The 25,608-nt window shown below is 50.7% G+C and carries 17 protein-coding genes; 10 read left to right on the top strand and 7 right to left on the bottom strand.

The window, feature by feature from the left end; genetic code table 11:
- Positions 1-34: 34 nt before the first annotated feature.
- From ABV298_RS17190 to ABV298_RS17200, 3 genes are read left to right on the top strand one after another with little or no spacing between them, the layout of a single operon-like run.
- Complete coding sequence (locus tag ABV298_RS17190; RefSeq protein WP_353717422.1) at positions 35-457, top strand: hypothetical protein; 423 nt, start codon at positions 35-37, stop codon at positions 455-457.
- The gene (locus ABV298_RS17195; protein WP_353717423.1) at positions 393-1,814 is read left to right on the top strand and encodes a metallophosphoesterase family protein; all 1,422 of its coding nucleotides are present in this window, start codon (positions 393-395) and stop codon (positions 1,812-1,814) included. The genes ABV298_RS17190 and ABV298_RS17195 overlap by 65 nt, the downstream gene beginning before the upstream one ends.
- Positions 1,815-1,835: 21 nt before the next feature.
- Positions 1,836-2,678 carry a glycerophosphodiester phosphodiesterase family protein gene (locus ABV298_RS17200; RefSeq protein ID WP_353717424.1) on the top strand — a complete coding sequence of 281 codons (843 nt, stop codon included), beginning with the start codon at positions 1,836-1,838 and terminating at the stop codon, positions 2,676-2,678.
- Positions 2,679-2,732: 54 nt separating this feature from the next.
- Here the strand turns inward: ABV298_RS17200 and ABV298_RS17205 are convergent, their stop codons facing one another.
- The gene (locus ABV298_RS17205; RefSeq protein WP_353717425.1) at positions 2,733-4,019 is read right to left on the bottom strand and encodes a hypothetical protein; all 1,287 of its coding nucleotides are present in this window, start codon (positions 4,017-4,019) and stop codon (positions 2,733-2,735) included.
- Positions 4,020-4,174: 155 nt separating this feature from the next.
- Here ABV298_RS17205 and ABV298_RS17210 point away from each other — a divergent pair, with 155 nt between their 5' ends.
- Entirely contained in the window at positions 4,175-4,633 is a 459-nt protein-coding gene (locus ABV298_RS17210; RefSeq protein WP_353717426.1) for an aminotransferase class I/II-fold pyridoxal phosphate-dependent enzyme, read from the top strand.
- Position 4,634: 1 nt separating this feature from the next.
- Positions 4,635-5,399: a DegT/DnrJ/EryC1/StrS family aminotransferase gene (locus tag ABV298_RS17215; protein WP_353717427.1), complete on the top strand. Its 765-nt coding sequence runs from the start codon at positions 4,635-4,637 to the stop codon at positions 5,397-5,399.
- 3 nt (positions 5,400-5,402) lie between these two features.
- On the opposite strand, the gene ABV298_RS17220 is transcribed toward ABV298_RS17215, so the two are convergent.
- Positions 5,403-11,471 carry an alpha-2-macroglobulin family protein gene (locus tag ABV298_RS17220; protein ID WP_353717428.1) on the bottom strand — a complete coding sequence of 2,023 codons (6,069 nt, stop codon included), beginning with the start codon at positions 11,469-11,471 and terminating at the stop codon, positions 5,403-5,405.
- Positions 11,472-11,712: 241 nt separating this feature from the next.
- Here ABV298_RS17220 and ABV298_RS17225 point away from each other — a divergent pair, with 241 nt between their 5' ends.
- Both ABV298_RS17225 and ABV298_RS17230 read left to right on the top strand, forming a co-directional pair.
- Positions 11,713-12,780 carry an efflux RND transporter periplasmic adaptor subunit gene (locus ABV298_RS17225; protein ID WP_353717429.1) on the top strand — a complete coding sequence of 356 codons (1,068 nt, stop codon included), beginning with the start codon at positions 11,713-11,715 and terminating at the stop codon, positions 12,778-12,780.
- A complete protein-coding gene (locus ABV298_RS17230) occupies positions 12,777-15,890 on the top strand; it encodes an efflux RND transporter permease subunit (RefSeq protein WP_353717430.1) in 3,114 nt (1,037 codons plus the stop codon). The genes ABV298_RS17225 and ABV298_RS17230 overlap by 4 nt, the downstream gene beginning before the upstream one ends.
- A 262-nt stretch (positions 15,891-16,152) precedes the next feature.
- Here ABV298_RS17230 and metK read toward each other — a convergent pair whose 3' ends face one another.
- The 3 genes from metK to ABV298_RS17245 all read right to left on the bottom strand — a co-directional run bounded on the left by metK (position 16,153) and on the right by ABV298_RS17245 (position 19,600).
- Entirely contained in the window at positions 16,153-17,433 is a 1,281-nt protein-coding gene (metK, locus tag ABV298_RS17235; protein WP_353717431.1) for a methionine adenosyltransferase, read from the bottom strand.
- A gap of 467 nt (positions 17,434-17,900) precedes the next feature.
- Positions 17,901-18,779, bottom strand: coding sequence for a lipoyl synthase (gene lipA, locus ABV298_RS17240; RefSeq protein WP_353717432.1), 879 nt, complete (start codon positions 18,777-18,779; stop codon positions 17,901-17,903).
- Between the two features lie 62 nt (positions 18,780-18,841).
- On the bottom strand, positions 18,842-19,600 hold the full coding sequence (locus ABV298_RS17245; RefSeq protein WP_353717433.1) for a hypothetical protein: 759 nt from the start codon (positions 19,598-19,600) through the stop codon (positions 18,842-18,844).
- 224 nt (positions 19,601-19,824) lie between these two features.
- Between ABV298_RS17245 and ABV298_RS17250 the strand changes: the two genes are divergently transcribed.
- A complete protein-coding gene (locus ABV298_RS17250) occupies positions 19,825-21,078 on the top strand; it encodes a glycosyltransferase N-terminal domain-containing protein (RefSeq protein ID WP_353717434.1) in 1,254 nt (417 codons plus the stop codon).
- A gap of 34 nt (positions 21,079-21,112) precedes the next feature.
- Here the strand turns inward: ABV298_RS17250 and ABV298_RS17255 are convergent, their stop codons facing one another.
- On the bottom strand, positions 21,113-22,336 hold the full coding sequence (locus ABV298_RS17255) for an ROK family transcriptional regulator (protein WP_353717435.1): 1,224 nt from the start codon (positions 22,334-22,336) through the stop codon (positions 21,113-21,115).
- 346 nt (positions 22,337-22,682) lie between these two features.
- On the opposite strand from ABV298_RS17255, the gene rsgA reads away from it, so the two are divergent.
- A complete protein-coding gene (rsgA, locus tag ABV298_RS17260; RefSeq protein ID WP_353717436.1) occupies positions 22,683-23,618 on the top strand; it encodes a ribosome small subunit-dependent GTPase A in 936 nt (311 codons plus the stop codon).
- A 90-nt stretch (positions 23,619-23,708) separates the two neighbouring features.
- Positions 23,709-24,113 carry a methylmalonyl-CoA epimerase gene (mce, locus tag ABV298_RS17265; protein WP_353717437.1) on the top strand — a complete coding sequence of 135 codons (405 nt, stop codon included), beginning with the start codon at positions 23,709-23,711 and terminating at the stop codon, positions 24,111-24,113.
- 10 nt (positions 24,114-24,123) lie between these two features.
- On the opposite strand, the gene ABV298_RS17270 is transcribed toward mce, so the two are convergent.
- Positions 24,124-25,599, bottom strand: coding sequence for a BamA/TamA family outer membrane protein (locus ABV298_RS17270; RefSeq protein ID WP_353717438.1), 1,476 nt, complete (start codon positions 25,597-25,599; stop codon positions 24,124-24,126).
- Positions 25,600-25,608: the final 9 nt, after the last annotated feature.

Here is a 25,608-nt window from a genome sequence, read left to right on the forward strand (position 1 = left end):
AGAAGCGCCTACATTTAAATGTGAGCTGAATAGTATGATGCAAAACAAAACAAAGCGCTGGTGCTTGCTATGCCTGGTCTGGGTATCTTGCTATACAGCCGATAGCGAGCAACCCGAACGTACGGTTAAGGAAGTGGTGGACCGCGTTGTGACCAGGTTATATGAAACGCTGACCCCGGCCCAGCTGGATACCATTTCGGATGCCTACATTCTCAGCGTTCTCAGTCGGCGCGATCAGGAAACGCTGGCGACGCGTTTTTGGACATTTGAGGCGAATGTGCCCGTTAAAGTGTCGGTTATGCGGCATACAGGACAGAAAATACCACCATTCTGGCTGGAAAGGAATGGTTTCAGAAAAACCTCGATGCTCGTCAAAAACGAGGAGTATACTTATGAGGTTTGGCAAAAGGACTTCGATAAGGGGGGTGATCGGGTTGGGGATCAATGGATTCGATAAGGACCGGCCCGTGTATTTCGTGAGCGTGGCGCCGCAAAACAAATCCGACAAGCTGCTGGTTACCCATGTAATGCCTTCACAATATGCGCTCGGTACCATGCAGCCGGGCGCATTTACCTACCACGACTGGGACAGCCTGGTGTTGACCGAAGTGCCCGAGGAACTGAAAGGGCAGGCGCTCCTGACGACCGTACGCGGACGTGCGCGCGAAGCACATCTTGTAAAAGCATTCCGGCAAACAGCTACTCCTTCTTCCGAAAAACCTGATCAGACGATCCTGACCTGGAGTGGCGACCCGGCAACGACGGTAGATATTCAATGGCGCACCAGCCCCCGGATACTTGCCGGCAAAGTAAAATATTGGAAAGACGGTTCCTCCGACACGCTTTTTACCCCTGCGTCGGTATTTAATATGGAAGACAGGCTGTTGCGGAACGACCGGTTTGTGAACCGCTTTACCGCCCGGCTGAAGGGGTTAAGTCCCGGTTCTTTATACCAGTACGCGATCGGTACAGGCAAATCGCAATGGTCGGCGCCGTCGTCGTTCCGAACGGCCTCCGACAAGGTCAGGGACTTCTCGTTCATTTGGTTCGGGGACACGCATTATTCACCTATCTGGGGCGATATGGCTCAGAAATCAATCAAAAGACACCCGGAAACGGCATTCTTTTCCATTGCGGGAGATCTTGTGTCGACCGGCCTTCACCGCGACGATTGGGATCAGCTCTGGGCGCATGCCGGACCGACATTCACGACGCGGCCGTTAATGCCCGTGCCTGGCAATCACGATAGTCAGGACGGCCTGGGTGGCTGGATGTACAAGGAGATGTTCAGTCTGCCCGAGAACGGGCCGGCAGGGCAACCGTCTGAAATGACTTATGCTTTCAATTACCAGGACGCATTGTTTCTGATGCTCGATGGGACGCTCCCGGTGGCAGAACAAAGTGCCTGGGTGGAAAATCAGCTCCGCAACTCCAAAGCCCAATGGAAATTCGCGATGTTCCACTTCCCACCTTACAATTTCGAAGAACCCTATGACGAGATCAAGCGGGAGTGGTGCACGCTTTTTGACAAATACCATGTGGATATGGTCATGAGCGGGCATATGCATTATTACCTGCGTACGAAGCCGATGTTTGCGGATAAGGAAGCAGCAAGCCCGGCTAAGGGTACTATTTATCTGATGTCTATCAGTATTCCCGGTAAGCAGAAGCGATGGCCGAACGAAGACTATGCAGTGGTAAGATATAAAGATGGGCCGCTTTATCAGCACATCTCGATTAAGGGCAATTCGCTGTATTACAAGTGTTACAATCCCGACGGAGAGATAAAGGACGAACTGACGATTACAAAATAGTATTTAATAATTTCAATTATAATGACCCGCATTTCATTACCCGTTATTTTCCTCTTGCTTATTCTTTTCCAAACCCACGCACAAATCCGGCCGATCAGGAAGGAATTCCTGGACCCAACCTCTAAAAATGTGCTGGTGGCCTCGCATCGCGCGGTGCATCATCAATTACCTGAAAATTCGCTGCCCGCGATCAGGGAAGCGATCCGGTTAGGTGCTGATATTGTCGAAGTTGACGTCAAAGTGAGCAAAGACGGCATTCCGATGCTGATGCATGACGGCAAAGTAGATCGTACTACTACCGGTAAGGGAAATCTGGAAACGCAAACCTTCGAAGAGCTCAGGAAGTTGCGGCTCGTTTCAAACGGCCAGGTGACGGAAGAAACGATTCCCACGCTGGAAGAAGCGTTGCGGATTACGAAAGGACATATCCTGGTTGACCTCGACCTCAAAACCGACCGGATCGACAAGGTTATTGAAGTAGTGAAAAAAATGCAGGCCCGGGATTACGTTTTCTTCTTCGACAGCGACTATGAAATACTGGCAAAGGTGGATTCCGCATCCAAAGCATACATGCTTATGCCCCGGGCGTACTCGCAGGCCATGGCCGACTCCGCATTGACCCGTTTTGGACCGGAAGCGATCCATATCGATTCGAAGTTTTACACGGCTGAGGTTACCAAACTCATCGGGAGCAAGGGAGCGAGAGTCTGGATCAATGCATTGGGCCTTCCCGATGAAGAGATCCGCAAAGGGAATGTACGCGACGCACTTACAAAGCTTACGAAACAAGGCGCGAACATTATCCAGACGGACGAACCTGAAAAGGTGATCCGGGGATTACGGGAAATGGGATTGCACAAATGAAAACAATCGGCCATTCCGAATTTCAGCGGAATGGCCGATTACTTTCATTTACTATCACTCAAACCGCCTGTTAGCCCCGTTCAACTCGCCGTGCGTGCTGATGGCGACGGCGGTGAGGATAGCGAAAATGGCGATGATGAATGCGAAATTGATAGCCCAGCGGCTGATGTTCAGACCGCGATCGGAGAAGGATGCCTGTGTTTTTTTCATGAGGAAACCCAGTAGCACTACATTCAGAATATAAAGGTATTGCTCGATCCGGTACAAGCTCATGAATGCACAGGTGATGAGGATGCTGTAAATGGTGTACAAACCGAGGTTAAGGAAGAAGAACAGCTGGATTCTCTCATAGGTTAGTTCCGAAAACGGCGCTTTCTCCTGAATATAGTATTTGGACACTGTAAACGCCGCAAAAGCGAGGACTAACAGCAATGCGATCCATTGCACGGCGACGGTGATCCCGGCGGCATCGGCCAGTGGATTGAAGCTCTGGATCGTTTCAACCAGCCGTTTCGTTTGAAATGACTGGTCCCAGACGATGAACGGGATAATTAAAGCCAGGATAATGACCGGGACAAGCACGGAGGTTCGGGATGTCCGGCTGTCGGTCGTTTCCCATTCGGAAGTAAAAGTGCCATAAGCCATTCCCGCACCGCCGAAAAATCCGATAGCGTATTCCATGACATTCCAGAAATTAAAGTCGATGCCCGACACGTTGCCTATTACTTGCAGGAAGTTGCCGAACGCAAATCCGAACCCGCCGCCCAGACCGGCGAAAACGGCGACCCGCATCGCGGCATATTGCCTGTGCCGGATCATGTACCAGAACAGCGCGACGGTCATCCCGAAACAGGCTGCCCAGGCTTCCGACCGCGGCGGGGTCATGAGCCAGCCGAGCTGTTCGATGAGCAGATAATAGAAAATGATTGCCCCGGCCGTCATTTCGGTGATCAATTGCGGCCATTGGACTGGTTTTTCGCGCGAGGACGCCAGCGTAAGCCCGAACAACCCGCCACCGATTAACCCGAACAGCCCTCCGATAATGAAGAGCATCAGAAAACCGTAATAAACATTCCCGAATTCGAGCCCGCGCGCATAGCCGACGACGATTCCGTAGCTGATAATACCGCCTATGCCCCAGCCGGCGGCCGAAGCCAATGCGAGCTGGAACGCCTTGGCATACCAGTCTTTTCGTTTGGCAATGAGAACGATGCTCAGGCCGCCGATGCCGCCGGCCCATGCGGCGCCCTGTTCGTGACCGAACTGGCCTCGGATCGCCCAGGCAGTCCCCAGCGAAATACCGGCAACCAGCAGGGCGTAAAGTAATTGTCTGTTGTTCATGTATGAATGCGACTAAGGGTTTGTGGGTTAAATACTGGATTGCCGTTCAAAAAGGCTATATCATTGCCGATGGCTCAAAGGCAATAGCCCGAAAGCCTGTCGTGCTAGTATTTCGTCTGGATTAATTGTCGGGACATTCCCGGAAACACCTATCTATGAGTGGTAAAAAAGATCAACTTGCGTTAAACGGAGGCCCCAGGACCGTTGGTAAAACATTTCCATGGCCGATTTACGATGACAATGAGGTAAATGCCGTGTCGGCGGTCGTTGCGGGCGGTAAATGGGGCAATCCGGATTGTGGCGACGAGGTGGAGCGCTTCGAACGTGATTTTGCGGCTTATTGCGGCAGTAAATATGCGATCACTTGCGTGAATGGCTCGGTGTCGCTAAGGCTTGCGCTCATGGCATGTGGCGTGAAGCCGGGTGACGAGGTGATCGTTCCGCCTTATACGTTCATTACCACGGCGTCGTCGGTCATCGAATGCAATTGCGTCCCTGTTTTCGCCGATATCGATCCTTATACTTATAATGTCAGTCCCAAGGCCATAGAAGCCGCCATTACCCCCCCGTACAAAAGTGATCATTCCGGTGCATTTCGGTGGTTTGACATGTGATATGGACGCGATAATGGCTATTGCGCAGCGTCACAATCTCAAAGTGATCGAAGACGCCGCGCACGGCCACGGGGCCGAGTACAGGGGGAAAAAATTAGGCACGATCGGGCATGTGGGCAGTTTCAGTTTCCAGTCTTCCAAAAACCTGACTTCCGGGGAAGGCGGCATCGTCATTACCAATGACGACGAGCTGTACACGACGATGCATTCACTGCGCAACGTGGGCCGTATCGAGGGCGGGCAGTGGTACGATCACTACAACCCCGGCTGCAACTACCGTATCACCCAGATGCAGGCGGTGCTACTTTCGGAACAGCTTAAGCGGTTGGAGGAACAAACGCAGCGGAGGAACAATAACGGGTTATATCTAAGCAATTTATTGAAAAGTATCGAGGGCATAACCCCGCTTGTCCGCCCTGCCGAAGCCACCCTGCACGGTTACCATATTTATATATTTAAATACGACGCTTCGAAGTTTGGAGGACTGCCGAAGAACGAATTTGCAGCGATGCTTGCCGCCGAAGGCGTGCCGAGTTTCAGGGGCTACCCGCACCCGCTTTACAAGCAGCCCCTGTTTCAGAGTAAAACTTTCATGTGCTACGCCATTCCCGATACTGTGGATTACAGTCAGACCCGCTGCCCCGCCGCCGAACAGGCGTGCAGCACCGAGGCTGTCTGGATACTCCAGCACGCCATGCTCGGCGACCGGGAGGATATGGAAGCATTTGCCCGAGCTATCCGGAAGATACAGGAGGCGCACATCTGACGGCTAGTTTTGGGGAAATGCCTTGATCCTGATTCCTTCGCTGTGAGCGGCGAACTCCGGTGCGTACATGCATTGAATGGTGGTGATACCATTGCTGAAATCACCTTCGTGTGTGATAAAGAGCGGATATTCAAACACGTAAGTACCTTTTCGCAGCCGGTCGAAGAAGAAATTCGTGCTGGCGTCGCGAGTGGTTTCATAGTAGCCGAGCCCGCCTTGCCAGCGATAGCCGCTGAGGACATTCGTCGGCTCGAGTCCCGATGCACGGAGGTCTTTCATGTGCACATATTCCATGTCGCGATCCACGCGCAGCTCGATCCGCACTTTGATTTTGTCGCCCACTTTCACCGCATCGCCTTCGCGTACTGGTGTGAGAACTGGTCCCGAATCGGTATTGGTCTCCACGAAAAGCTGCTTCGAAAGTTTTAGCGGCGTCTCGGCGAGGGTAATTTTGTCGAGGTCCTCGAAATATTGCCAATACACGGCGCCCCAACCAGGGAGCTGGGAAGATGCTGAATTGACCGTCACCTCGATATCGCCCATTTTCGGATTAATTTCCGTATCGATCGTCTTTTTGAAATAGCCTGTGCCGCTTTCCGTTTTGCCGTCTTTGGAATGGATCTCCGTCTGACCGATCCGGACGGTGGTTTGAGGGGATTCCGCTAGCCAGTCGGTCCCGTTCATGAGGAGCGCGTAACACGCCTCCGCAGTGGCTTTCGTACTTTCCCAGCTATTTGTCTGCTTGTTTTTAAGGAGCCAGGTTTTGAGTGCGGCGACGGTTGGGTGATCGTTATCTATTTCCTGAAATGCTTCAATAAGCAAAGCCTGGCGCTCGATGGGCGCCTCGTGCCACCACCAGCCCCGCTGATTGTCTTTCCAGTACATGCCGAGGTCCTCGCTTCGAATAGCCGTTTGACGCAACGATTCCAGTATCTGGCGGGCTGTTTTAGTGTCCTTCGCTCTGTGGCATATCAATGCGATCTGGCCTTGCAGCAGTTTGGATTGCGCCGTCCAGGTAAGCCTTGCCCGCTCGCGATAATATTGATAGGCCTTCTCCGTCGAGGCAGGGACTGGTTTTGCAAAAAAGCTCCGGGCATAGAGATATTGTATTTCAACCGGGCCGGGCACGTATTGTTTCAAATCCGATTTTGACTTGACAAGATTCTCATAATCCTCTTCGGCCCGCTTATCGAGGTAAGGGAGGGCCTTTTCGATAATTGCATCGATATTTGCTAGTTGCTCAGAATGCAACGCATTGATTTTCAATAAATGGCCAATGCCTGTGAGTATGTATTGCGTTATATAACGGTCGTCCGGACCGCCTTTGAACCACACAAAGCCACCGTTCGGGCTTTGCATTTTCAATAATTTGCGCATGTTCGCATTCAACTCGTTCTCCATTCTGGCGAAATCGAAAAGCAATGCGATATTCCGTTTTTGCTCTGCTTCCGATTTTGAAGCGAGTACCCAGGGTGTTTCCTGGATCAGCAGCGATTTCAGTTCCTGGTTTTTAGCCAGATTGCTTTCCAAAGCACCGGTACCCTTCCAGGATTTGAATACTTCGGCAATCCGGGGTGACGCATTCACAATATGCGAAGCCAGTGAGTTGGCACAGTAGCGGTTCCACGTTTGCTCGGCACATTCGTAAGGATATTCCATCAAATACGGCAGTGATTGCACCGCGTACCAGGCCGGGTTGCTACTGTATTCGACGGTCACCGATTGATGCGCCAGCGTCGCGGACCGGGACGAACCCAGCAGCTTTTCAAACGTAAAATGCTTCGCGCCGTTACCTTTCATTGCGATGGGTATGCTCTCGGTAACCAGCATGCGGTTTGGCAACACAGGCAACGTATTTTCTTCACCATCCGAAAGGTTTCCGGCCTTCGCGACCGCCCGCCAGGTTACCGTTTTCGTAAAGTCTTTGGGTATTTCGAGTACAAAAAAGGCCGTGCTACTCTGGCCAGCGGCAATGGATAACTGGCTGGATGGTTTGTCATTCCTGAAAAGTTCGTCCAGCGACTCATCGGTTTCCGGATCAAACAGGGAAAACGACACTTCCGCATTGACCGCGCCGCTGCTGAGATTGGCGACTTTAACAGGAAAACTCACCCGGTCGCCTTCCCGCAAAAAACGTGGTGCATTGGGTTGTACCATCAGGTCTTTCTGCGTGACGATTTCTTTGCTGCTGTAACCCAATGCCAGCTCCTGCGTGTGCGCGAGCGCCTGGAATTTCCACCGGGTAAGCGCTTCCGGCATCGTGAACGAGAAAGTAATGTTGCCTTCGCTGTCGGTTTTCAAGTCGGGGAAGAAGAAGGCCGTTTCGTTGAAATTTTTGCGGGTGGCGGGGGGTGGAACGAGCTGGTCATTTCCAGCTACTTTTTGATCGCGCGTTTCATCGTATTCTACCGTTGAAACTTCATTCGAGTTGGTCGTCTCTTCAGCAAAGTCCAAGTCATTTCCTCCTTCCGGCATCGGGGCTGCCAGCGGGATTGCTATTTTTTCAGACAGACGGGAATCCTTCACGACACTTCGCCCTCTGGCGCTTCGTGTATCATAACTGTGTTTGAATAAATCCCAGATCAGTTCATCATACCTTTTTTCAAAACCTTTAAAATGATCTGAATCATTATACCGCAGATCAGCATTAGCAGGTCCGAAATTGCCGCTATCTATCCAGTATTTCAGGTTCATGTGCACTGGCCAAACATACGGCTTCTGCCATTGATGCGGGTAAAACTGGTCGAGCGAGGCGTCGTACATGCTTGCGAGCATTTCGGCCGCTACGTGTTCTTTTTTGTAGCCGTTGATCTTGACCTTCCATGCTTCCATGCTTCCCGGCAATGTTTTGTCCCGGAATGTCTCGTACTCGATTTTCAGGTCCTTGTTCGTCCACGGCACCGCGATGTTTTCGGCGTGCGTGTGAATGCGATTGTGTTTCACAAATACGTAATCAACCACATAACCGCCGCGGTCTTCTTCCGACGGGGTGTAGTCGAATCTTTTGAGCTCATCATTCAGGGTAAGGTAAGAAAAGCCGCTACTTGCGGATTTCCGGTTCGTACTGACGATCAGAAATGCCTTTTCGGCCGACGTGCCTAACGTGTAAAGTCCTTTTTCCCCCGGCTCAACGGCGGTTGTAGGCATGAAGGACAGGTATTGAGGGTACGAAAGCTTTTTCGCGTCCGTGTCTTTCAGCTCTGTAAATCCTGCTTCTGTGAGTTTCTCGCCAGCCACATTGGTTGTACTCACTTCGATTTTGTAAAAACCCGCAGCGAGACTAAACTCGGAGACCGATACTGGTCTGTCATTTTCCAATTTCACGGTTTTAGCCATCGGCGAACCCGCAGTTTCCCAGTTCTCCATTTCCGTTTCACGATCGTATTCATCGTGCGGGAAGCTGGCGACAAATTCATTTTTGGACATGACAAAAAGATCGGGCCGCTCCCAATAACGCTTCCTGATCAGCCGGTTCTCCGGCGCTACCCGGGTGATCCGAATCGTCGCTTCGGCCGGTGCAAATATGCCCGACAGGTTCTCGGTGCGGATTGCGAGCGATTTGAATTGGCCGGCCTCGGTCACCGGAGGAATATCGGCTTTCAATAGGTAGGATTTGTAGCTGACGGATAGGCTTGTTTCCGCACTTCTCGTTTCACCATTGCTGTCGGTTACATCCACGTAGATAGTGTAGTCAAAAACAGGGTCGAGTTTGGTATCGACCTTCCGGTCGGGAATGGCTTCAAAATCGATATGGAATTGCCCCGATGCATCGGTAACGGTTTCGCCATGGGCGATTTCCATCGGTTCGTCGGGTGTCCACCAGCGCTTGCGTAGCCAGGTGTAAAGCAGTCGCGGCCGGCGGACGACGCGGTATCTCACTGTTGCGGCATCAATGGCATTTCCCGCATAGGCAATTGCCTTTCCGGTCGATTTTATGAGGTCATTTACTTTGTAAGCCGTTTTCAGCGTATCGAATTCTACGGCAAAACGTGGGCGTTTGTATTCTTCTACATGGAAGTCAACCCGGAACTTGTCCCTTACCTGAATATAGAAATTGCCTGTCAGCCCATCGCCCGGGATTATGAACGAGCCCGAAAAACTCCCATAGGCATTCACGCGCTGCTTTGATTCCGCTATATGCTCAGCATTGGCGTTGTACAGTGCCACCGTGAATTCTTCACGCTGATCGCGGAGCACGCCGTTGCCTTTTCTGACGATGCCTTTGTAATAAACCGTCTGACCAGGGCGGTACAGGCTCCGGTCCGTGAACAGAAAAATGCGCTCCGCTATTTCGTCGCTGTCCGGTTCGGCTTCGTCATTGTAATATCGGTTCGTGTTTTCCTGTACAAACAGGTGGTCGTTCCCGTGTGTAAATTCTATCAAATGGCGAATGCCGTAATCGTTTTTCCGGATGGGACGTCTTTTGAAATAACCGTTTTTGTCGGTAGTAAGCAGCGCGCCTTTGTTTTTAACATTACTCCTTACATTGTAATCGTAGCGCTTTTCCCACAATTGGGCCTTTGCACCGGATAAGGGCTCGCCGTTTTCGCGGTTCAGGACAAAGAAATCGTCATTTTTTTGAATAAAACTGATATCGGACACGTGGAAAATAGCCGCACCGAGCACCGCATCGGTATTCCGGAAGCCAGGATCGGAGCTGGCCAGCAATATGTATTCTCCCGGCGGCAGACCTTCGGCTTTAACTTCCACCGAATGTTCCTGATAGTCTTTGGTGTCGGGAAGTGGTTGCTCCCATGATTTTATAGCCTCGGCAGCAGCCAATATTTTCCACTTCGTGTTCCGCTCATCATTTTCGAGGTTTTTTCTCAGTGCCTCGGTCGTCCTGACTATGCGTAAATGCAGCTTGCCAAGGTTCCGGTACCTCACCAGCACTCGGAACGGTTTTGCAATGCTGTTAACGGCTTCAACCGAAAAGAAAAGGCTTTTACGGGTGATTGCCCGGGAAAGATTGTGTGCATTCGCACCACCTTCCGTCTCCGGATTATCCCGAAGGATTTGCCGGCAGATTTCCAATGCCATTACCCTTTCGAACCGGCTCGTCGAATCCTGGCCCGGCTTATAATTATCTGCTTTTTCATTCAAATAAGCCGCTTTGAAATACCAGGCCTGCGCTGCTGCCGGCGTAGATTGATATTGGTCGGCAACATGGCCGACGGCCATAAAATAGAGCTCGTCTTTGTCAGGATGCACCGATTTTTGCCGCACATACTGAATACGCGCCAGGTCGGCGTCGATCAATGCGCCGGGATCTTTGTCGTTCAGGTGAAACGCGATCAGCCGCTGATAGAGAAGCAAAGCCTGGTATTCGAGCGATGCGGAATCTTTTGTTTCAAACTTTCTGTGCACAAAATCCGCAGCTGGGTCGAATGCGGAAGCTGTATTGATTTCGAATGCATAGGCGGGCTTTTTAATGTTACGTTCGTCCGACGAGAAATAGGACAATGCCCTGAATGCGAGTAAGTCGAACAGCGTCGGGCGGAGTTGGCGCATATTGCCTTTAGTAATAATAGCATCATAACGATCCAGATGCGTGTTTTTCAAAAGTGGTTCATTCCGAATGGATTCCAGGAAGAGTTCGCCTATTTTTTCGTGGAAATCCTCGGTGCCCCACGTCGCGATGTCCGCTTTATCAAAACCGGCTGTGGCCGTGCGGTTGTACAACTGCCAGCGGACTGTCTGGTAATAATCGAGGTACGCCGAAGCGACCAGGCTCGTCAGGATCGGGAGGGCCGGGCCGGAGCTTTCAGCCATTTCCTTTTCCAGTTCCCTGATCGATGCGATCGCATTGTTTTCGCGGTTCTCGGTTTGCAGTTGGGCCATATACACCGTTGCCTTGATCACCTGCACCTCTTGTTTTTCCTTTTTGGCGTGCTGATAAATAGACCTTAGGTGTTCCAGTGCATCTTTGGACAGGCCTTTCGCGACGAGTGCTTCGACCGCCTTCCATTCTTTGGCATAATACTTAACAGGTGTTTGTCCGTAGGTGTGCATAGTTAATAATATGATAATGGTGATAAAAAGGTGGTAACCGAAGGCGTAGGCTAATTTCATCGTGTAATGAGGTGGTTCGTGACGAATAGGATAAAGATAACAAAACGCCGCAGCCGTAAAAGCGGCATTGAGCAGCCGGAAAACGTCATTCGGCAAATTGCATGTGAAAGCCTTGTTCAATAGAAGTATAAAAGCGCTACATTGCCGCTTTTTTACAATATGAAGTATCTTTAAAAAGCGTTTTTGCAAAATATAATCTATAACTACTCTTCTTGAACAAATTTTATTTTTAGGTAAGTCTATGCGTACGATCATGTTGGTGGCCGGGATCATCGTCGCGCTGGTTTTGGGAAAGTTGTTCATTTTTTCAAAGCCCGGCGAGGGGCCCAATGCGAAGAAAGGTGGGGAAAGCAAAAATGCAAAGTCCTCCGGCGGAGCCGTGCCGGTGAATGTGTTTGTCGTCGGGAAGGAGTCCATTGAAAACCAGATTTTCGCTTCCGGCACCGTGTTGCCCAATGAAGAAGTGAACCTGATGTCGGAAATATCGGGGAGGCTGGTGAAACTCGACATCAAGGAAGGATCGTACGTTGCCAAGGGCCAGCTGATCGCGAAAATCAATGACCGCGAGCTCCGTGCGCAGTTACAGAAGGTTGCCTATAACCAGGATCTAAGCAAAAAAATAGAAGCCAGACAGAAAAAATTATTGAACGTAGAAGCGATTAACCTCGAAGAATACGATGTCACCTCCAATAATATCCGGGTTCTCGAAGCGGAGAAGGAAGTAATTGAAGCACAGCTCGAAAAGACGGAAATCCGCGCCCCATTCAGCGGGCGGATCGGATTGAAATTTATCAGTGAAGGTGCATACCTGGCTCCGGGTACGCCCATCGCAACGATCGTGCAAAGCAATCCGGTAAAAATCGACTTTACGGTTCCCGAAAAATACAGTCCGAGCATTCGCCTGGGAAGTTCCGTGAAGTTTAACCTCGACGGCGATCCCTCGACATACACGGCCAGGATACTCGCCGTGGATCCGAAAGTGGACGAGAGCCTGCGCACGCTGCGGGTCCGCGCCGTGGCAAACAACCCCGAGGGCCGGTTTGTGCCGGGTATGTTTGTGAAGGTGCTGGCCGACCTGGACGCCAACCGTTCGGCGATGATGATCCCGACAGAGGCAATCGTGCCGGTTTTGAAAGGCAAGAAGGTATTTGTCGTGAAGAACGGCAAGGCGCAGGAAGCCATGGTAACCACCGGCTTACGCACCGATAAAAAGATCCAGATCATAGACGGGTTACAGCCCGGCGATTCGTTGATTACGTCCGGTATCATCGCTATCAAACCTAACACTGCCGTGAAGGTCAACCTATGAGCATCTCAACGCTTTCCATCAAAAGGCCGGTTCTTGCGATTGTCATGAACCTGTTGATCATATTGTTCGGGTTTCTGGGATATAAGTTCCTGGGCATGCGGGAGTTTCCCTCGATTGACCCGCCCGTGGTTTCCATACGCACGAGCTACACCGGAGCGAATGCGGACATCATCGAATCGCAGATCACCGAACCGCTCGAAAAGCAGCTGAACAGTATCGAAGGCATTAAGTCCATCAGTTCCACCAGCAGCCAGGGAACGAGCCAGATCACCGTCGAATTCGATATTGGGGTGGATATGGAGCGTGCCGCGAACGACGTGCGCGACAAGGTGGGTTCTGCCTCGCGGACTTTGCCGCTCGACATCGACGGGCCGCCGGTGGTGAGCAAGGCCGACGCCAACTCCGAACCGATTATCGTCCTGACGTTCACGAGTAATACCCGCTCGCATCTCGAGGTGAGCGACTATGCCGAAAACGTGATCGCGCAGCGCTTGCAAACCATCGAGGGCGTGAGCGAGATCCGGATTTTCGGACAAAAGAAATATGCGATGCGGATCTGGATGGACCCGGTCAAAATGGCTGCATTAGGCATTACGACCCAGGATGTCAAAGCCGCGCTCGACAAGGAGAACGTGGAGCTGCCGAGCGGAAAGCTGGCCGGAGACAACACCGAATTGACTGTGAAAACAATCGGCCGGTTCCGCACGGAGGAAGATTTCAATGAAATGATCGTCAAGAATTCGGCCACGCAAACCATTCATCTCAAAGATGTCGGATTTGCGCAGCTGGGGCCCGAAAATGAGGAAACGATCCTGCGCCTCGACAATGTGCCGATGATCGGTCTGGCCATTTCACCCATGCCAGGCGCCAATTATCTCGATATCGCGAAGGAAGTCAATAAACGGATGGCAGCCATCAAAAAGGAACTTCCCAAGGATTACAAGTTGGATACGCTGATCGACAACACTATTTTCGTCGAGCGCTCTATCGAAGAAGTGGGGGAGACGTTGTTGATCGCCATTGTGCTGGTGGTGATCATTATTTACCTGTTCTTCCGCGACTGGCTCATTGCTTTCCGCCCGTTGATCGACATTCCCGTTTCACTGATCGGGACATTTTTCATCATGTACATCATGGGTTTTTCCGTGAATGTGCTCACGCTTCTCGCAATCGTGCTCGCGACGGGGCTGGTAGTGGATGACGGCATTGTGGTCACCGAAAATATTTTCAAGAAAATCGAGCAGGGTATGAGCCCGATCGAGGCGGCAATCAAGGGTTCGAATGAGATCATTTTTGCGGTTTTATCGACGTCCATTACGCTTGCGTCGGTTTTCCTGCCGGTGATTTTTATGGAAGGTTTTGTAGGAAAACTGTTCCGTGAGTTCGGTATCGTTATTTCTGCCGCTGTATTGATCTCCGCATTCGTTTCGCTGACGCTTACGCCCATGCTGAATGCGTACCTGGTGCGCAAGACGCACAAGAAGAGCTGGTTTTACGAAAAAACGGAGCCGTTCTTTGAAAAAATTACCAACGATTATGGCAATGCGCTGGCGAAGTTTCTCAAAATGCGTTGGGTTGCCGTTCCGCTGGTGGCTGCCACAGTGGGAATGGTCTGGTTTTTCGGTAAAGATCTGCAATCGGAGCTGGCTCCCCTCGACGACCGCAACTGGTTCCGTATCAACATGACCACGCCGGAAGGATCATCGTTCGAATTTACGGACCGGTATGTGCAGGAAGTAGGTAATATGCTTATGGATTCGATGCCGGGAAGAAAAGGATTGATGCTCATTACTTCTCCCGGAAATTCCGGACTCGGGGCCGCCAATACCGGCAGCGGCCGGATTGCCCTGGTAGACAAAAAGTTAAGAAAAGAGTCGCAGCAGGAAATCGCCGATTATATCAATAAAAAACTCAAACAAATGCCCGATGCCAAGTCGTTTGTGGTGCAGCAGCAGACGATCTCGGTGGATTCGCGCGGCGGTTTGCCGATCCAGTATGTGATCCAGGCACCGGATTTTGAAAAATTGAGGGAATACCTTCCCAAATTCATGGAAGAAGTGTCGAACGACCCCACTTTTGCGATCACGGACGTAAACCTGAAATTCAGTAAACCGGAAATCCAGATCGTGATCGACCGGGAAAAGGCTAAATCATTGGGTATTTCGGTGCAGGACGTGGCGCAGACGATGCAACTGGCATTTGCGGGGCAGCGTTTTGGCTATTTCACCATGAATGGCCGTCAATATCAGGTAATCGGCCAGTACGACCGTGCCAACCGCGACGAGCCGCTGGATTTGAAGAGTATGTTTGTCAAAACGAATACAGGCAGTCTCGTTCAGCTCGACAACATTGTGAAAGCGGAAGAAGAAAGCAGCCCGCCGCAGCTTTTCCACTACAACCGTTACATGAGCGCGACCGTGCAGGCGGCGCTCGCGCCGGGCAAGACCATCGGGGACGGCATTGCTGCAATGGACCGCATTCGCGACAAATTGAACGACGAAACGATCCAGACCGCATTGAGCGGCTCCTCGCGCGACTATGCGGAAAGCTCGTCGAACACGATGTTCTCATTCTTCCTCGCATTGGTGCTGATCTACTTCATCCTCGCGGCGCAGTTCGAAAGTTTCGTCGACCCGTTTATCATCATGTTCACCGTTCCGCTTGCGATTGGAGGAGCGGTGTTCTCGCTCTGGTTCTTCGATCAGACATTGAACATTTTCAGTCAGATCGGGATGATTATGCTGATAGGTCTGGTTACCAAGAATGGTATCCTAATCGTCGAATTCGCGAATCAGCTGCGCGAGCAGGGGCGAAGCATTCAGGAAGCTGCCCTGGAAGCTGCCACATTGCGTTTCAGGCCTATCCTGATGACCAGTTTGGCGACGATCCTCGGGGCGTTGCCGATTGCCATGGCGCTCGGTTCCGCGGGCCGGAGCAGGATGTCGATGGGTATCGTGATCATGGGCGGTCTGCTGTTTTCGCTTGTTCTCACGCTGTATGTCATCCCGGCTATTTATACGTTCTTTTCGCGGCCCAAAAATTTCGAGAAGATAAAAATGATAGAACGCGTTGCCCGCGATAGTGAATTGGAAGAGCCGGCGCATTTTTAAGGGGTAAGCATGCGGTTGACTCACATTCGAAATACCTCCGATCTTTCACGCTTTGTTGCAGAAGAGGTATGATCTCTTTGTTACCAATGAGACTTGAGCGAATATTCCGTACTATTTTTGGCAATTGATTGAACAAGATGCCGACGATAACAGGTTTGTAGATTGCGCGGTTAGTCCCGGCGTTGATTTTCATGCTTTTTATCCTGAAAACAAAACGAGACCGACATTGCTGCCGGCCTCGTTTTGTTTTATGATTCAACGCTTACAAAGCAAATTTCGCTTTGATAGCATCTACAAAATCGAGTTTCTCCCAGGTAAAGAGTTCAACTTCAACTTCTTTTTCTTCGCCGTTAGCACCTTTGAAGGTTTTCTTAACGATCTCGTTTTTGCGTCCCATGTGACCGTAAGCGGCTGTTTCGGAATAGATCGGGTTACGCAGTTTCAGACGCTGCTCGATAGCGTACGGGCGCATGTCGAAGATCTCCCCGATTTTTGCCGCGATTGCTCCGTCGTTGTCGGCCACTTTTGCAGTTCCGTACGTGTTCACGTACAGGCCGCAAGGTTCGGCGACACCGATCGCGTAGGAAACCTGCACGAGAACTTCGTCGCATAGCCCTGCCGCTACCATGTTTTTAGCGATGTGGCGGGTCGCATATGCCGCAGAGCGGTCGACTTTCGAAGGATCTTTTCCGGAGAATGCACCACCGCCGTGTGCGCCTTTACCACCGTAAGTATCCACGATGATTTTACGGCCAGTCAGACCGGTGTCGCCATGAGGCCCGCCGATTACAAATTTTCCGGTAGGGTTGATATGGTGCGTAATATCGCCTGTGAACAGCTTTTGCAGTTCAGGCGTCAGTTTTGCCTTCACGCGGGGGATAACGATATCGATTATGTCGCTTTTGATTTTTGCGAGCATCGCTTCCTCCGTGTCGAAGTCGTCATGCTGCGTCGAAACGACGATGGTATCGATACGTTGCGGCACATTGTCATCGCTATATTCGATCGTTACCTGTGACTTCGCGTCTGGCCGCAGATAAGGGATAAGTGAAGGCTCATTGTTGCGGATGTACGACATCTCCTGGAGAATCTTGTGGGCCAGGTCGAGTGCAAGCGGCATGTAGTTCGCAGTCTCGCGGGTCGCGTATCCGAACATCATACCCTGGTCGCCGGCACCTTGCGCATTCGCTTTGGATTCGAAATCTTCGGCAGCCGCTGCGCGGTCTACCCCCTGGTTGATATCCGCGCTCTGGTCGTGGATTGCCGAGAGAATACCGCAGGAGTTGGCTTCAAACATGTATTCACTCTTCGTGTAACCAATTCTTTTGATCACATCGCGTGTGATTTTCTGAACGTCCAGGTAGGTGTTGGTTTTTACCTCGCCGGCCAAAACTACTTGTCCGGTCGTTACCAGTGTCTCGCAGGCCACCTTACTATTGGTATCCCATGCTAAAAAGTTGTCAATCAGTGCATCTGATATTTGATCGGCTACCTTGTCAGGATGTCCTTCAGATACGGACTCCGAGGTGAATAAGTATGGCATTGGAAACGAAATAAAAGTTAAAGAAATGTTTAAATGTGTGATAAAATTACCTCATGAGAAGCTCTTCTATTTTCCTAGTCGACGGCAAAAATAAGTAATCATTTAGATATTGACTTTGCGAATCGTATTGTTTGAGAATAATTTCCTCAATTTTATCAAATTTCGATCCATTTTCCGAATCGATTCTGTAAATGGTGTAGTTCAAGCTTTTAACTAAATTCGGTCAGTCCGTTGGCACGTTTCTTGTGAATTGGAAGATTTGCTTCCGCACGGTGGCAAGCCCGGTGCTTTGCAAGGGATCACCGGGCTGAACTCTGAATGACGGTATATGTAAATCTGCGTATTTCTATCGCTGAACCAAACAGTACTTCGTGAGCGGTTACAAAGATCGATCCGCGGAAAATAATTAAAGCCGGCGTTGTCGTAAAACTACGCCGGCTTTCTCCGATAAAACTAATTTCGTTTACTTAAATCGGAACGTTCACATGCCGCTCCGCATGGTAGCTCGAACGGACCAGCGGGCCCGATTCGACGTATTTCAGGCCGCGTTTCAGGCCTTCTTCCCTGTAATTCTCAAACATTTCCGGCGTGATCCACTCGATAACCTCGTGGTGCATTTTGGTAGGCTGCAGATATTGCCCGAGCGTCAGGATATCCAGGCCGTTTTCGACCAGGTCGTCCATGGCTTTGTATACTTCTTCCCGTGTTTCTCCCAGTCCCAGCATAATGCCCGATTTGGTGCGTTGCCCGAATTCCTTGGTACGTTTGATTTGTTCCAGGCTACGGGCGTACTTGGCTTGCGGGCGCACCGCACGGTATAAACGTTCTACCGTTTCCATGTTGTGGGAAACCACCTCCTGGCCCGCCTCGATCATGTGGATCAGCGCGTCCCAATTGCTTTTTACGTCGGGTATCAGCGTTTCGATAGTGGTTTCGGGCGTATTTTCCTTCACCTGGCGAACGGTCTGGTACCAGATTTCGGCGCCTTTGTCTTTCAGTTCATCACGGTTCACCGACGTGATTACCGCATGTTTCACCTGCATCAGCTTGATGGCTTCGGCAACGCGCCGGGGCTCGTCGGTATCGTATTCGTTGGGCCGCCCGGTAGCCACCGCACAAAAACTGCAACTTCTGGTACACACATTGCCGAGGATCATGAAGGTGGCCGTTCCGGCACCCCAGCATTCGCCCATATTCGGGCAGTTTCCACTTTCGCAAATGGTGTGGAGTTTATAATTATCGACCAGCTGTCTTACTTTCCTGAATTCAGGGCCTGCGGGAAGTTTAACCCGGAGCCAATCGGGACGTTTTCTGCGTTCCGACGGTATTACTGGCAGTTCAATCATAACAATCTGTAATCTCCGATGGCGCCGATATTTGGTACGTCATCAATTTATATAAATGGTAATTATCTTTTCTTGCTTCCAAAGTAAAGGGTCAGGTATCCGGATGTGAAAAAGGCTTTGTTTTGCGCATCCGCCATGATGGTGATTTTCCGCGAGAACGCTTCCGCGATGAAGCCAACCTCCACGCCTGTCACATTGTCGCGGAAGGCGCTCAGTTCAAAGCTCATGGCCGTTTTAATATGCAGGCCAGGTACGAGCTTGGACTTCCCGAAGCCCTGGAAAAAGCTGCCTGCCCCGATGATGTCACCCGAGCGGTCCGGCTTAAAAGGCTCGGTAGTCACACGGCCGTCGGAATTCTGATATTGGACCATGTAGGGTTTCTCGAAGCCGAGCGACGGACCCGCAGCCACGATCCCGCTAATGGATATCCCTTCGTCGTCCTGCCGGCTGAAAAGCGCTATTTCACGCCCGTATTCCGGACGAAGTACGAACAGGTAGTTTTGTTTACCATAAACCAGCCTCGCGCCTGTTACAAAATCCTGTGTAGAGAGTTCTTTGGGATGTTTCACATTCACAAGTTCGAGCGCCAGGTAGCGGTACGCATTCTTCCCGAACATTTTCGAACCCAATGCAGCCGACTGGCGGAATACCGCACCGCCGAGAATCCCGGAGTTGGTATTGGTAGTGATGCCCACAGAGGTAAATGACTTATAGGTCTCTTCCGCGTCCTCGTTATTCTTCACAGACCTGCGCTGAGCGTATATTTCTGTCGATAATGCAAACAGAATAGCTACTGAAAGTAAAAGTTTTACACGCATCATATTATTAGTATAAATTCTCTGTGACTATGTATGTGTCGTATGAACAGTGAAAGTACAAAATAATAGCGTATGCTTCTGTATATCGACACCACTTTAACGGTTTTTTGTACATTTATGTTCTTTAAACAAAAAAAGAAACAAAAAAAGCCTGCCACGGGGCTCTTACCGGCGAAAATGGCAGTAGTTTGTCGCTTTTCTAATGTCCTTTTAATCAGATTGCTTTGGTGAAAATCATCTATCAGGTTGCCATTCAGGTTTTCGCTTTTCTAATCAGGTTTGTTGCACCTTTCAATCACAAATTAAAACTCGGAGCGGAGGGTCGTAAAGGGCTGCTGGGCAGCCTGCGTGGTTCGTTTCCGGCCCGTGCCGACGGACGGCCGGTGGCTTGGTTTCATGCGGCCTCCCTGGGCGAATTCGAGCAGGGAAGACCGGTGATGGAAGCCTACCGGAACACCTATCCCGATCATTTCGTATTGCTCACATTCTTTTCGCCGTCGGGTTATGAAATCCGCAAGAATTACAGCGGTGCCGATCTGATTTGCTACCTGCCGATCGATACGCGCTCCAATGCAAGTGAATTTGTGAAAATTATCAATCCGCGTATCGCTTTTTTTATCAAATACGAGTTTTGGTTTAACTATCTGCGGGAACTGCGTAAAAACGGGAGCTATATTCTTTCATTCTCTTCCATTTTTCGCCCGAACCAGATTTTCTTTAAACCCTACGGCGGCTTTTTCCGGAAAATGCTCGGCTATTTCGATCATCTGTTCGTTCAGAATCAGGCGTCCGTAGCATTGCTGAAACAAGCGGGCATCGGCGCTTGCAGTGTCGCGGGCGATACGCGCTTCGACCGTGTGCGCGCGATCGCCTCCAGCGCACGCGAGCTCCCGGAAATCGCGGGCTTCAAGGGGGAGGATCCGTGCGTGATCGCGGGGTCCGTGTGGGACGCGGATATGCAGGTGCTCATTCCTGCGTTGAATGCATTATCAGGAAAATTGAAGGCGATCATCGCCCCGCACGAAATCAAGGCGGAGGAAATCGCGGGTTGGCGTTCCAAATTGAACGGTCGTTCCATTTTATACTCTCAGGTGGCCGCAGGGCAAAGCCCGGAAGGGTTCGACTACCTCATTATCGATAATATCGGAATGCTTTCTTCGCTTTACCGCTATGGCAATATGGCGTATATCGGCGGCTCGTTCGGTGTGGGGCTCCATAATATCCTCGAAGCTGCGACTTTCGGTTTGCCGGTCGTTTTTGGGGATAAAAGCTACCACAGGTTCCAGGAGGCGGTAGACCTGATAGAGAAAGGCGGTGCATTTGCCGTCGCGGACAATGCCCAACTGACCCAAATATTGGAGAATTGGGCCGGGAACGCGGCCACAGCCCTAGGTACAGGGAAAATTAGTGCGGAATACGTGTTGTCGGGGACCGGTGCTACCGACCTGATTATGCGTAAAGTGAGAGAAGCAATGGGCTGATGGCACAGGTGAATGCACCATCAGCTATTTAATATCAGGAAAATTCCTTCGCAATCAGATTGTCGAACAGGTAAGCCTGCGTTCCCAGTAAGCGCGCCTTGGCACCAAGCTTTGAAATGTGAATGGAAAGCGGGTTTTTGAAATCCGACAGGCAATATTTATTGATCGCCTGCTCGATCGGGTTGGAAATGAACGGTCCTGCTTCGGCCAGCAAACCACCCACGATAATCACTTCCGGATTGAACAAATGGACAGCGGTGGCCAGTCCCTTGCCCAGTTCGGTGCCTACCGTGCTGAGCAGATCTATCGAGAATTCGTCGCCCGCGTGCACGGCTTCTATAATGTGCGAAGTTTCGAGCTGATCGAGGTCGTTGTTGACGATCTGTTTCAAAATTGTTGCCCGGCCGCTGTTAATGCCTTCTTTCGCCTGGCGGATTAATGCGATCGCGGAGGTGATGGTGTCGAGGCAACCTACTTTGCCGCAATGGCAGAGCATTCCGTCCGGCTTGACCTGGATGTGCCCCAGTTCGCCGGCGAAACCCGACGCCCCGTTGAAAACCTCGCCATTGATGATAATCCCCAAACCAACCCCCCAGTCGATATTGATCGTCAGCACCTGCGATTTGTCCACCGCATAACCGAATCGGTGTTCGCCGATCGTGGTAGCCTTCGTATCATTGAAGAGGCAAACCGGGAGGTCGAAATGCTGTTTGAGGTACGTTACCAGCGGCACGCCCGGAGGCGTCAGGTTTAGGTAGGTCAGGTTAATCCCTTGCGAAGAATTGATGAGCCCGGGCATGGAAACACCGATACCCCATAACTTGCTCCGGCTGATGTTGTTGGACTTCAGAAAATCGTCGGTCGAGGTAAAAAGTTCTTCCAGGAAATTCGCTGAATCGTCGAGGCGGATATCTACTTTTCGTTTAAGGATCAGTTGGTTATGCAAGTCGAAGATGCAAAGCTGGGTATCATGGCGGTTAATGTCCATGATGAGCGTCAGGTACTTTTTTGCATTCAGTCCGTATAATACCGGCGGGCGGCCGGCTCTCGCAGGGCCGGTCCCGGTTTCCGTTATCCAGCCGTCGCGCATCAGATCGTTCACGATGCCGGTCGCCGACGGTATACTCGCATGGAACAACTTGGCCATTTTGTTAATGGAAGTGTCCCCGGATTGATATAAATGCAGCAACAGGCTGCTTCTGATGCGGTTTTTGCGAATATCAATGACCGAACTCGGTTCTTCTGCCACTAAGTCCATTATGCGGAGTAAAAATAATTATAGGATGACGTTTTTAATTTTCTTTACGATTGCGTGTACTAATGTAGGAAACAATTAGAAAAAATGGGCGTGATTTTAAAAAATATTATTATTTATTGTAAAAATCGTCAGCGGTTCAGGCAGTATGTCGAATGTTTTTTAATTGGTATACCGGGTCGCAAAAAAGGGATTTCAGCTTGAAGCAGGAAGGTCATACATATTGCAATTAAAAAATCACTGTCTTATAAAAACTACTTGTTTCGGGGCTGGTTTTGAGTAAACGAGCAATTTTTAGTGACTTCTGGCAAACTCCTTTTAAATTCGCTGGTTCCAAAACAAAGAGAGAATGGGTTTAATAAGGGGTTTGGTGCTTCGTTCGACAGGTTCGTGGTATGACGTGCGCGACAGCAGGGACGGGCACGTCTGGCAATGCCGGCTGAAAGGCAAGTTCAAGGCATTGGGTTTGAAAGTGACCAATCCGATCGCGGTGGGCGATTATGTCAATTTCGAAGTGGAAGACGAAGGGGAAAACTTTGGTATCATCCACGAAATCCTCCCGCGCGAGAACTACGTGATCCGCCGCTCGGTACACAAAACCGCCCATGCGCACCTTATAGCCGCCAATGTGGACCAGGCGATATTGATCGCCACGCTGGTTTTCCCCCGGACTTCCCTTGGTTTTATCGACCGTTTTCTCGTAGCCATCGAATCGTTCCGTATTCCCGGGGTGTTGGTTTTTAACAAACAGGATCTGCTGGATGAAGAAATGAAGGATTACCAGTCGGAACTAATGGAATTGTATACGGGGCTGGGTTACCGTTGCCTCGCCACAACGGCATTGGCCGAATTGGGGCTGGAAGAATTTAACAGCCTCCTGAAAGGCAAGGTGTCGCTGCTGTCCGGTCATTCGGGTGTAGGGAAATCGACGCTCGTGAATGCTATCGCACCCGATCTGGATATTAAAACACAGGAAGTATCCACCTTCGCGAACAAGGGCGTACACACGACCACCTTCGCCGAAATGTTCGAACTCGAAAAAGACACATTCATTATCGATTCGCCGGGAATCAAGGAGCTGGGCCTGGCCGATATGGAAAAGGAGGAAATCAGCCATTATTTTCCTGAAATGCGCGATTTGCTCAACCAATGCCGGTTCAACAATTGCCAGCACATCAACGAGCCGGGTTGTGCGGTAAAGGGGGCTGTATCGGAAGGGGATATTGCTATGAGCCGTTATGAAAGCTACCTGAGTATGATGCTGGGGGATGATAACCGGAAATAGAATGCCCGGGGGGGCGTTGAGTTTGGTATCCACGAGTAGGGTTCCGGAGTTTAGGGGCGGCCCATCGCGGCCGTCGGATAATTTTTTCTGATGATGAAAAATGTAGAGCATATCGGAATTGCTACCGCGGATCTTGCAGCAGCCGAAGCGGTTTATTCAGCGTTGTTTAATGTACAACCCTACAAGCGCGAAAGCGTCGAATCGGAGCAGGTCACGACTTCTTTTTTTAAAATAAACCAAACTAAAATAGAACTCCTGGAAGCCACAGGCCCCGATAGCGCCATCGCCCGCTTCATTGAAAAGAAAGGTGAAGGCATTCACCATATTGCTTTCGAGGTCGAAGATATTGTGGCCGAAATGGAGCGGCTCCGGAATGCAGGTTTTATATTATTGAACGATGTGCCCAGGCAAGGCGCCGACAACAAACTCGTCTGTTTTGTGCATCCCAAAAGCGCAAACAGTGTTTTGATAGAGCTTTGTCAGGAAATCCGTTGAAAGCGTGTCGTCAGAACGGTAGCCCCACAGCGATATTCAATACCAGATTTTCCTTTCGCCAGGCCCGGCTTCCGAAGTTGATTTCGTTGAATACCCACGGATTTTTATACTCCACAACTCCTTCCGGACTTACCGATTTGACTTCATTCACATACCAAGGCTTACGGAATGGTGTGGCGAGGTCGAGGCGGAAAATCAGGTAAGAGAAGTCGAGCCGCAGGCCGATCCCGCCACCGACTGCCACCTGTTTCAAAAACTTGTTGCTGATTAATGCAGTACTCGGATATGTAGCGCGGGTACTGTCGCCGAACGACCAGATATTACCGGCGTCGACAAATATGGCACCGTTGATAATGTCCGTAAATTTCAACCGTATTTCCGAATTGAATTCAAGACGGATATCGGCAAATGACTGGTAGCCCAGCAAACGAATGGACAACGTATCCGGAGCGACCGAGCCCGGCCCGAGTGAGCGCGCACGAAATGCCCTGATACCGGTACTACCGCCGGCGAAGTACTGTTTGAACAATGGGATCGGCATTGTTTTGGAGTTTCCGTAAGGCTTGGCGGCCCCCACAAGAATACGGTTCGCCCATTTGACCGAGGGCGTGATCGTACGGTAGTATCGCAAATCACCATCTACTTTCACATATTGCAAAATGGGTACTTTGAGGAATTCCTTCGGATAACCTTCCGGGTTTTTCTTAGCCAGCAGACTTAAAATATTCCCACCCCAGTCCACACCACCGGTCATCGCGATCTGGTTTCTGCTGAATGGCCGCGGGGTTGGGCGATAGGACACCGAGTAATTTGATCCCAGGATAAAAAACTTGGTATCTACAAGCTTGAAAAGCCGGTCGATGTCCAATGGGTTCGTATTCGGGTCCGTCGCAACTTCCCCAAGCAGTTCGGTATTGATATTCCTCGGCTCTACGAAGTTGATGGAAACCGGCGTGAACGTATGCTCTACCCGTGAATTGCGGCGCCAGACGTAGGACCAGTCCCCGCGGATAGAACGCGTGGTATAAAAGTTGCGCTGTATCCGGTTCTCGTAATTCAGGGAAAGAATCGTTTTTGGCAGGGCCTGACTTTTTTCTGGTCTCACCCTTACAAACGGAATAATAAACCGCGGAAACGACAAGTCGGCGGAAGCACCATATCGGATATATTCGTTTCCGACGTTGTTGGAGGTAGTACGGCTACCGCCAAGCTGCACGTCAAATCCGAAATACGCTTTAATTGCCAGCATTTCGGCCCCGCGGAAAAAATTCCGGTTACGCCAGGTAACTGACAGTTCCGAACCGCCAAGGTTGTTGGATTTGGTACTGGCCGAGAGGATGGTCTGCAGCGACTTTTTCTTCATCGGGGAAAGGTCGTAGTAAACGTCCAGCAATGCGGAGTCGGAGCGGGGAACGAGCTCGAAACGGTTTTTGACGAACCGGAAATTCTGCAGGTTGATCAGCCTTTGCAGGGAAACGTCGTGCATCGTATTGGT

Source organism: Dyadobacter sp. 676, from assembly GCF_040448675.1.
Classification (GTDB): Bacteria; Bacteroidota; Bacteroidia; order Cytophagales; family Spirosomataceae; genus Dyadobacter.

What these genes read in the sequence shown, in the direction of transcription:
- ABV298_RS17255 (WP_353717435.1), bottom strand. Translation starts at nt 22,336, where the DNA reads ATGGACTTAGTGGCAGAAGAACCGAGTTCGGTCATTGATATTCGCAAA.
- mce (WP_353717437.1), top strand. Translation starts at nt 23,709, where the DNA reads ATGATGAAAAATGTAGAGCATATCGGAATTGCTACCGCGGATCTTGCA.
- ABV298_RS17245 (WP_353717433.1), bottom strand. Translation starts at nt 19,600, where the DNA reads ATGATGCGTGTAAAACTTTTACTTTCAGTAGCTATTCTGTTTGCATTA.
- ABV298_RS17190 (WP_353717422.1), top strand. Translation starts at nt 35, where the DNA reads ATGATGCAAAACAAAACAAAGCGCTGGTGCTTGCTATGCCTGGTCTGG.
- ABV298_RS17210 (WP_353717426.1), top strand. Translation starts at nt 4,175, where the DNA reads ATGAGTGGTAAAAAAGATCAACTTGCGTTAAACGGAGGCCCCAGGACC.
- rsgA (WP_353717436.1), top strand. Translation starts at nt 22,683, where the DNA reads ATGGGTTTAATAAGGGGTTTGGTGCTTCGTTCGACAGGTTCGTGGTAT.
- ABV298_RS17220 (WP_353717428.1), bottom strand. Translation starts at nt 11,471, where the DNA reads ATGAAATTAGCCTACGCCTTCGGTTACCACCTTTTTATCACCATTATC.
- ABV298_RS17230 (WP_353717430.1), top strand. Translation starts at nt 12,777, where the DNA reads ATGAGCATCTCAACGCTTTCCATCAAAAGGCCGGTTCTTGCGATTGTC.
- ABV298_RS17205 (WP_353717425.1), bottom strand. Translation starts at nt 4,019, where the DNA reads ATGAACAACAGACAATTACTTTACGCCCTGCTGGTTGCCGGTATTTCG.
- metK (WP_353717431.1), bottom strand. Translation starts at nt 17,433, where the DNA reads ATGCCATACTTATTCACCTCGGAGTCCGTATCTGAAGGACATCCTGAC.
- ABV298_RS17270 (WP_353717438.1), bottom strand. Translation starts at nt 25,599, where the DNA reads ATGCACGACGTTTCCCTGCAAAGGCTGATCAACCTGCAGAATTTCCGG.
- ABV298_RS17200 (WP_353717424.1), top strand. Translation starts at nt 1,836, where the DNA reads ATGACCCGCATTTCATTACCCGTTATTTTCCTCTTGCTTATTCTTTTC.
- ABV298_RS17215 (WP_353717427.1), top strand. Translation starts at nt 4,635, where the DNA reads ATGGACGCGATAATGGCTATTGCGCAGCGTCACAATCTCAAAGTGATC.
- ABV298_RS17195 (WP_353717423.1), top strand. Translation starts at nt 393, where the DNA reads ATGAGGTTTGGCAAAAGGACTTCGATAAGGGGGGTGATCGGGTTGGGG.
- ABV298_RS17225 (WP_353717429.1), top strand. Translation starts at nt 11,713, where the DNA reads ATGCGTACGATCATGTTGGTGGCCGGGATCATCGTCGCGCTGGTTTTG.
- lipA (WP_353717432.1), bottom strand. Translation starts at nt 18,779, where the DNA reads ATGATTGAACTGCCAGTAATACCGTCGGAACGCAGAAAACGTCCCGAT.